We start from the raw sequence: 7,601 nt of genomic DNA on the forward strand, positions 1-7,601 counted from the left end.
CATGTCCGCTTACCGCGTTTCTCTTTGGGGAAGGGGGGCAATGATTGCGACCGACGCTGCGCTGGGGTTAATGTCAACGGTGTTTCTCTTTGGGGAAGGGGGCATTTTCTTTTGGGTTGCTTGGGCACATTCCGAGTCATCAGAACCAAAATCCCTTTTCGAGAGCGAAAAAAGATCCCCCATTTTGCTCAGCCCATTGGCGGAAAGAATAATGCGTGAAATGGAAAGAAAACGACAGGCTTGTCAGGGAACTTTGAGAAAGCCATCTCCGTTTCCCCGCAAGGCCGGCCTGCCCGATCTACTCACCTTTCCTTTGGCAAAGAGAATTTTCGATTGGGCTGCGGAGGTAGCAAGCACCCCAGCAGCCCAGCAATTTATTTCCGCAGGCGGAAAACGAGAATTGGAGCGAAGCTCCCCCGCCGCCGGGCCAGTTTATTTGGTGACCACCGGCAGGTAAACCAGCGCCAGAGCATTTTGCACCGCGCCGCGCGTGCAGGAGGAGGCAGGACGCGCTGTACCCAGTTGATCCTCTGCCGGGCAGCTGCTGCCGGGGTTGGTAACCGCAGGACTGTCCAGTTTCGGCGGATGGTGGGGCAGCGTCTTGCCGTAGAAACCCAGCGGGTGGAGCAGCGCATCCGTCCCATTCAAATCGCTGGATTGATTCAGGTAAGTATTGCAGGAGCTGTCGCTGCTCAAATTGTAGCCGTTGGAGGTAATGGGAGAGCTAAAATTTGCGCAGTTGCTATTGATGGCGTTTCCTGAAAGAATCGTGCCTTGCAGAATTATTTGACCCGTACCAAGATAAACGCCTCCAAAATTAGAAGCGGTGTTGTTACTGGCAATGGTGGAGTAGCGGATCGTAACGGTTGGGCCGAAATCCGCATAAATTACATAATTTTGGGGTGAGTAATCACTTCCAATTCCGTTGCCGCTGATGGTGGTGTTTTCAATCAAGGCCGGCTGATTCTGCACGATGTACAGCGCACTGCCAGCATTCGCCTGATTGCCGGTGAAAACGCTGCGCTTGATTTCGGCTTTGGCGACAAACACGCCGCCGCCCCGGCGAGCGCTGTTGTTTTGAATCAGGCTGTCGAGAATGGTTATGGTCGGCGCATTGGTGATCCCCAAACCGCCTCCCGTTCCGTTGGATGGATCATCTCCAATAGCACGGTTATTTTGCAGTCGCACTTCTTTTAAGTTAACCAGAACATCGTCCGGATTGGATGTGCCGAAAACATGGATGCCGCCTCCATTTTCGTTATTCGGCGTCTGGCCATTTTGAATTGTCATCTTTTCAAAGGTGACATCCGTTCCTCCGGCGACTTGGTAATATACCTGGAAGATGCGGTCATCCCAGCCGGCGCCGCCCTGAACTATCGTCGTATCACGGCCGGCGCCAACTAGTTTCATCTTCCCAGACAAGTCCAGGTCGCCAGTCTGGCTGTCATTTTCGCTTGCACCGGTTATTGTCAGCGTATAGACCCCCGCCGGCAAAACGATTTCATCCGTATCGCTACTGCTGCCGGCCGGGCAGGCATCCACGACAGAATTTGTGATGGAAGCCCTCACCGCCTCGCGCAGCGAGCAGTCGCCGTCGTTGTTCAGCTCGTCAGTGGTGGTGTTTACAGCGATGGTAACATCCGCCATCACAGGTTTTGGAGAAGGCTGCAGGATGGTGAGGCCCATTAGGATGAGATTACAAAACAACCTCAAGAACCGCAGAAGGTTTATCATGTCAATTCCTCCAATTTTTATGTAAATTGGATAATATCGTGATTGGAGTTGAATTTCAACAATATGAGTCCGCATTCATATAATTTTCTAAAAATTTAGATTGGGGTTAAAATAAACTGGATGACCCCCGCTTTCTGGCTGATTCTTCTTTCCATGTTCTTCTACGGCGCGCTGCACTCGCTGCTCGCCTCTCGGCGGGTCAAACGCTGGGCTGAAGCGCGCTTCGGGGTTCAAATCCGCCGTTATTACCGCCTGTTTTTTTCCATCCTCGGCGCAGTCACCTTTTTGCCGCCGCTGGCGCTCACCGCACTGCTACCCGACCGGGTGATCTACACCATTCCTTTTCCATGGTATTTTCTGACCGGTCTGCTGCAAATTGCCGGAGCAGTCGGCCTTTTGTACGGCGTTGCGCAAACCGGGGCGATGCGCTTCATCGGGCTGGATACCGTCATGGATCAGGCAGCGCTTGACCGCCCGTCGCGCTTTGTCACCGGCGGTTTGTACCGCTGGGTGCGTCATCCGTTGTACACCTGTTCTTTACTCTTCCTCTGGCTGATGCCGGTGATGAGCTGGAATCTGCTGGCGCTCAATATCGGGGTAACCCTCTACTTCGTTATTGGTTCTCGATTCGAAGAGGATAAACTGCTGGAGGAATTCGGCGAAGCCTATGCCGAATACCGCCGCCGCACACCGGCGTTTTTGCCGCGTTTGTTCCGCCCGCCGGAGTGAGCCGCCGTGCCGCCGCTGCTCTGGCTCTCGGCTGCCTTTCTGGCAGGGGTTGGGCTGAGCGCAGCCCTGCACCTGTCGCCGCTTTTCTGGCTGGCAGGCACGGGCACAGCCGTACTGCTGGCGCTGCTGGAGGACAGGATAAGCCGCCGCTGGCGCGGCTGGGCAGCTCTGCGCCGCTTTCTGCCGCTGCCGGTGGGTGTGATTCTGGCTGCCCTGCTGCTGGGAGCCTGGCGCTGGCAAGCAGCCCAGCCCCTCTTTACGCCCCGCCACCTCGCTTTTTACAACGATAACGGCAAAGCCGAACTGCTCGGCTGGATTTCGGCCGACCCCGACCGCCGCGAAAATGCCACTCTGCTGACCATGCAGGTCAATGCTATCCGCCTGGCCGGTACGAATCACACCCGGGCGGTGCAGGGGGCTGCCCTGCTGCGCCTGCCGCCGGGTGGTGAGTGGGATTACGGTCAGCGCGTGCGGGTGTGGGGCAGCCCGCAAACCCCGCCCGAAGACGAAACTTTTTCCTACCGTGCCTATCTGGCACGGCGCGGAATTTACACCTACCTGATGTATCCAGCCGCCACGCCGCAAAGCGGGCAGGCCGGCAGTTCGCTGCTGAAAGCGGTCTACAGCCTGCGAAGTTTAGCCTACCAGACTCTCAACCGCCTCTACCCCCAACCCGAAGCGGCCTTACTGAGCGGCATCCTGCTCGGCCTGGAGCGCGACCTGCCCGCCGGTCTGGCGCGCGCCTTTCAGGACACCGGCACAGCACACATCATCGCCATCTCCGGCTTCAACATGAGCGTGCTGAGCGGCCTGTTTCTGGCATTGTTCGGCCGGCTGCTGCCGCGCGGGTGGGCGGCCGTGTGTGCCGCCCTGGCAGTCACCTTTTATACCCTGCTGGTCGGCGCCAACCCGGCCGTGGTGCGCGCCGCGCTGATGAGCAGTCTGGCACTTTTCGGGCGGCTGATCGGCCGTTCTTCGGCCGGCCTGACTCCGCTGGCATTCAGTGCGGCGCTGATGACCGCCTTCAACCCCTGGCTGCCGTGGGATGCCTCCTTTCAACTTTCTTTCACCGCCACGCTGGGGCTGATTTTGTATGCCGAGCCGCTGCAGCGCGGTTTTGAAGGCTGGACAGCCGCCCGCTTTTCCCCTCGTCTGGCACGACAGATTGCCCGGCCGGTTTCGGAGTATTTTCTGTTCACCCTTGCTGCGCAGGTAACCACCCTGCCGGTGGTACTGGCGCAATTCGGGCGCCTGTCGCTTTCGGCGCTGGCCGCCAACCCGCTCATCCTGCCGGTGCAGCCGCTGGTCATGCAGTTGAGCGGGCTGGCGCTGATTGCCGGCATGCTCTGGCTGCCGGCCGGTCAGCTGCTCGGCTGGCTGACTTACCCGCTGACCGCCTACACCATCCGAATGGTCGAATGGCTGGCAGGCCTGCCGGGCGGCGTGCTGGATTTCGGCGCGGCCGGCTGGGGCCTGGCGGGCGGCCTGTATGCTCTGCTGTTCGGCCTGACCGCCGTGGCTCACTTTCAGCGGAGAAATTCCGGGCGGCTGGCAGGCGTGCTGCGGCAGGTGATGAAACCCTCGCTCGTACTGGGCGGGCTGGCGCTGTTGACCGTGCTGGTGTGGCAGGCAGCCCTGCGCCGCCCGGATGGAAACCTGCATGTCATTCTCCCCCACCTGCCGGATGGGCAGGCGGTTCTCCTGCGCACGCCGGGCGGAAGGCAGATTTTACTGGGCAGTGCCGCGCGCGCCAACACGCTGGCCGGGACGCTGGGGGGCGAAACCGGTCTGTTTCAGCGCCGATTGGATGCGGCGGTGCTACCCTTTCGGCGCGCCTCACTGCTGGAAGGGCTGCCGGCCGCGCTGGAACGCCTGCCCGCCAGCAGCCTGTACTGGGCGGTTGAACCGCCCGTCAGCCGCACGGCTGCCCGCCTCAACCAGACCCTGACCCTGACGGACACCCCTCAACAACGGCTGGCTGCCGGCGACCGGCTGCAACTGGATGAGGGACTGGTTCTGACTGTGCTGCAAAGCGATGGTGAAAAGGCCGCGCTGCTGATCGAGTACCGCGATGCGCGCCTGCTGATGCCGAACGGTTTCAGCCCGGCAGCTTTGCGCGCCGCCAGCCCGCCTGTCAACGGCGCAACCCTGCTGCTGAGCAGCGCCGACCTGAAGGAAACCCCGCCGGAGGCGTGGCGCTCGCTCACCCCCGTTTTGATTTTGCTGCAAAGCGGACAGGACGAAGCGGAAAGGGTCATTTCCACTGCCCGCCGCGGAAGGGTGGAGTGGATCAGCGACGGGCACGCCGTCTGGCTGCGGGGCGAGCGGCCTTAGGCGGAATGGGGTGAGGGTGTGCGGCGGAACATGCGCAGCGCGGAAGCGATCAGCACCAGGCCAAGGATGATCTTCAGCAAACTGGCAGGGACGATGCCCGCCAGCACCCCGCCGATCATCGAGCCGACGACCGACCCCACCCCCATTGGAAGGACGATTTTCAGCCCTTCGGCGCGGCTGAACAACAGCCCCCGGCGCGCGTAACGCGCCAGCCCGACTATGACCGTCGGCAGGCTGATGATCAGGCTGGCGCTGCCGGCGGTTTTGACCCCTACGCCGAAAATAAAGATCAGGGTGGGGATAATCAGCTCCCCGCCGGCTACACCCAGCGTACTGCTGACCACGCCGATCAGACAGCCGGCGGCAAAGCCAACCAGCGCCTGCGCCCAGCCGGCCGCGCCCACCAGCCCGGCCTCGGAGAGCGGGAAAAAACCTTCCCCAATCAGCAGCAGGCCGATGGCGGTCAACAGAAAACGCATCCAGCCTTCCAGCGCATGCGGTGAAAGACGGGCAGTCAGACCTGCGCCGAGGAAAGCGGTCAGCATGGCTCCGCCGATCATGGAGGCCAGAATCACGGCTAACGATTCCAGCGGAAGGGCCGGCAGGGTGCGCGAACGCACGATCAGCGCAACCAGCAGGGTAATCAGGCTGACGGCCAGATTAATCGGCACGGCCTGATGCGCACTGCGCCGCAGCCAACCGACCAGTACCGGCAGGCGGAATTCAGCCCCGCCCAGGCCGATCAGCCCGCCCAGTACGGCGATGGGAACCGCAACGGCAAAAGCCAGCAATATCTCAGTCATCCTTCAGCGGAAAAACGAGAGGAGGGATAGGATAAGTGTAGGCTAAACTTCGCTTGAGGAAAAGCTCTTCAAACGACTTTTTGACCGCTGTCCTTGCGAGCAAGCGCGGCAATCTCCCACATGGCCCCGCCTGCGCAGGAGCGGGTTGAAAATGCTCCATGCTTTCTCATCGCTCCCACGCGCTGAAATCCCAGCCGGCCAGCCGCTCGCGCAGCTGGTTGCGCTGGTGCAGGTTGAATTTGACCAGCAGATTACGCACATGGGTTTTGATCGTTTCGGGTGCAACGCCCAGCCGGACGGCAATCTGGCGGTTGGTGTAACCGAGACAGATCAGCGCGGCAACTTCCTGCTCGCGCGGGGTGAGCAGCTTCCAGCACCGCCAGGCCTCTTCATTCTGACGGCGGTGCTGCAGGCCGGCCTCGATCAGCGTCTGCAGAATCTCCTCCGGCGGGCGCTGCTCCTGATCCGCCAGCTGACGCAGGGACTGTTCCAGACGGGCATCGAGGGCAAAGGTGCGCTGCTGCTGCCCTGCCTCCTCCCTGAAAAGGTTCAACAGGCGCTTCCAGAGGTTCATAATCTTATTTTATAGAATAATTGTTCTATTGTCAAGCAAAACGCTGTGGAAAATTGCGCATTCTCAAAGTCGTTTGGCTGCTCAGTCATTCTGCTTCTAACCGGTTTAGGGATACCCTGCCAGTAACGACACGAACCCCCTCCTGCGCCTCCCCCAATATCGCTTTGGCGATATTGGGGGAGGTGGGTGGGGGTTGTTTTGCCACAATTTGAGTTTCGATACAAAGTTTTAGGATTGTCAAGCAACTTTGAGAAAGCCATACTCCACGACTGCCGCGCCACTCTTCAGTCCAGTTCAATATAAAGCCGTTTGTTGATGCGTCCCTTGCTTTTGTAATCCACCACGCGGATGGGGCCGACTTCGCGTGTGTTGGCCACATGCGTGCCGCCGTCTGCCTGTAAATCCAGTCCCACAATTTCCACCGTGCGCACTTCCTGAATTTCCGGCGGCAGCAGGTTGATTTTGGTACGAATCAAATCGGGAATCTGAAAAGCAATTTCGCGCGGCAGAATCTGCACCCGCACCGGATGAGCGGCTTCCACTTCGCGATTGACAGCCTGCTCGATGACCGCTACCAGATCGGCAGTCAGGGATTCAAATTCAAAATCCATGCGCCCCTTGAGGGGTTCCATTTCGCCGCCGGTGACCAGCGCGCCGTAATCCCGAAAAACCACGCCGCAGAGGATGTGCAGGGCGGTATGGGTACGCATCAGCGCATAGCGCCGATCCCAGTCCAGCGCGCCATGCAGAGTCACGCCGGGTTGGGGCAGGCCGGCTTCACCTGCCAGCGTATGCCAGATACCGGCGGGTGTTTTCTTCACCCGCGCCACCTGCCAGACGCCGCCATTTTCATCACTCAACATGCCGCCGTCACACGGCTGACCGCCCCCGCCGGGGTAAAACGCGGTTCTATCCAATAAGACAGCACGGTTTTCCTCATCCACCTCTACTACACGGGCGGTAAAGTCTTTCAGGTAACTGTCGGTAGCGTAAAGCAGTTCGGTCATGGTGTATCCTCATCTTCGCTTGGTTAAATCATCCACTGCCAGCCGAGCGCAAAGAGCAGCAGGTTGACAACGGTATGGGCCACAATCGCCGATTTCAACCCGCCCTGCGCCTGAGCCAGCCAGGCAAAGCCAATTCCTGCCAGAAAAGCGGGCAGCCATAACAACGGACGCAGCTGCAGGGTGGCAAACAGCGCCGCCGAAGCCAGCACCGCCCCCCCGCTTCCCAGCCGCGGTTGCCAGCGGCTGATTAACTCGCCGCGGAAGAAACGTTCTTCGGCCCACGGGGCGATCAGAACACCGGTCAGAAAGGTTGCCCAGCGGATAAGGGGGGCAATTTCCAGCGGCTGGGTCATTTCGGCGGCCGCCATTGCGCTTTCCACCCAGGCCCGGCCGATGCTGAACAGGTAAGCGCACATCAGC

At 60.0% G+C, this 7,601-nt stretch carries 8 protein-coding genes; 3 read left to right on the forward strand and 5 right to left on the reverse strand.

The genetic code is table 11. From position 1 onward, the window contains the following. On the forward strand, nt 1–457 hold a 457-nt coding region (locus tag ACWIZX_RS13580), incomplete at its 5' end, for a hypothetical protein (RefSeq protein WP_448336149.1). Here the strand turns inward: ACWIZX_RS13580 and ACWIZX_RS13585 are convergent. Continuing rightward, nucleotides 433–1,734 carry a CSLREA domain-containing protein gene (locus ACWIZX_RS13585; protein ID WP_448336150.1) on the reverse strand — a complete coding sequence of 434 codons (1,302 nt, stop codon included), beginning with the start codon at nt 1,732–1,734 and terminating at the stop codon, nt 433–435. The genes ACWIZX_RS13580 and ACWIZX_RS13585 overlap by 25 nt on opposite strands. Nucleotides 1,735–1,854: 120 nt before the next feature. On the opposite strand from ACWIZX_RS13585, the gene ACWIZX_RS13590 reads away from it, so the two are divergent. Both ACWIZX_RS13590 and ACWIZX_RS13595 read left to right on the forward strand, forming a co-directional pair. After that, the gene (locus ACWIZX_RS13590; protein WP_448336151.1) at nt 1,855–2,463 is read left to right on the forward strand and encodes a methyltransferase family protein; all 609 of its coding nucleotides are present in this window, start codon (nt 1,855–1,857) and stop codon (nt 2,461–2,463) included. A gap of 6 nt (nt 2,464–2,469) precedes the next feature. Further along, complete coding sequence (locus tag ACWIZX_RS13595) at nt 2,470–4,797, forward strand: ComEC/Rec2 family competence protein (protein WP_448336152.1); 2,328 nt, start codon at nt 2,470–2,472, stop codon at nt 4,795–4,797. Here the strand turns inward: ACWIZX_RS13595 and ACWIZX_RS13600 are convergent. The 4 genes from ACWIZX_RS13600 to ACWIZX_RS13615 form a co-directional block, all read right to left on the reverse strand. After that, the gene (locus ACWIZX_RS13600; protein ID WP_448336153.1) at nt 4,794–5,600 is read right to left on the reverse strand and encodes a sulfite exporter TauE/SafE family protein; all 807 of its coding nucleotides are present in this window, start codon (nt 5,598–5,600) and stop codon (nt 4,794–4,796) included. The two genes, ACWIZX_RS13595 and ACWIZX_RS13600, sit on opposite strands and share 4 nt — an antisense overlap. 166 nt (nt 5,601–5,766) lie before the next feature. Continuing rightward, nucleotides 5,767–6,174, reverse strand: coding sequence for a response regulator transcription factor (locus tag ACWIZX_RS13605; protein WP_448336154.1), 408 nt, complete (start codon nt 6,172–6,174; stop codon nt 5,767–5,769). A gap of 284 nt (nt 6,175–6,458) precedes the next feature. Next, nucleotides 6,459–7,181 carry an alanyl-tRNA editing protein gene (locus ACWIZX_RS13610; RefSeq protein ID WP_448336155.1) on the reverse strand — a complete coding sequence of 241 codons (723 nt, stop codon included), beginning with the start codon at nt 7,179–7,181 and terminating at the stop codon, nt 6,459–6,461. 23 nt (nt 7,182–7,204) lie between these two features. Then, nucleotides 7,205–7,601 (reverse strand): CPBP family intramembrane glutamic endopeptidase (locus ACWIZX_RS13615; RefSeq protein WP_448336156.1); only part of this gene is annotated, 397 nt, incomplete at its 5' end.

The sequence above is a fragment of the Bellilinea sp. genome, assembly GCF_053501535.1.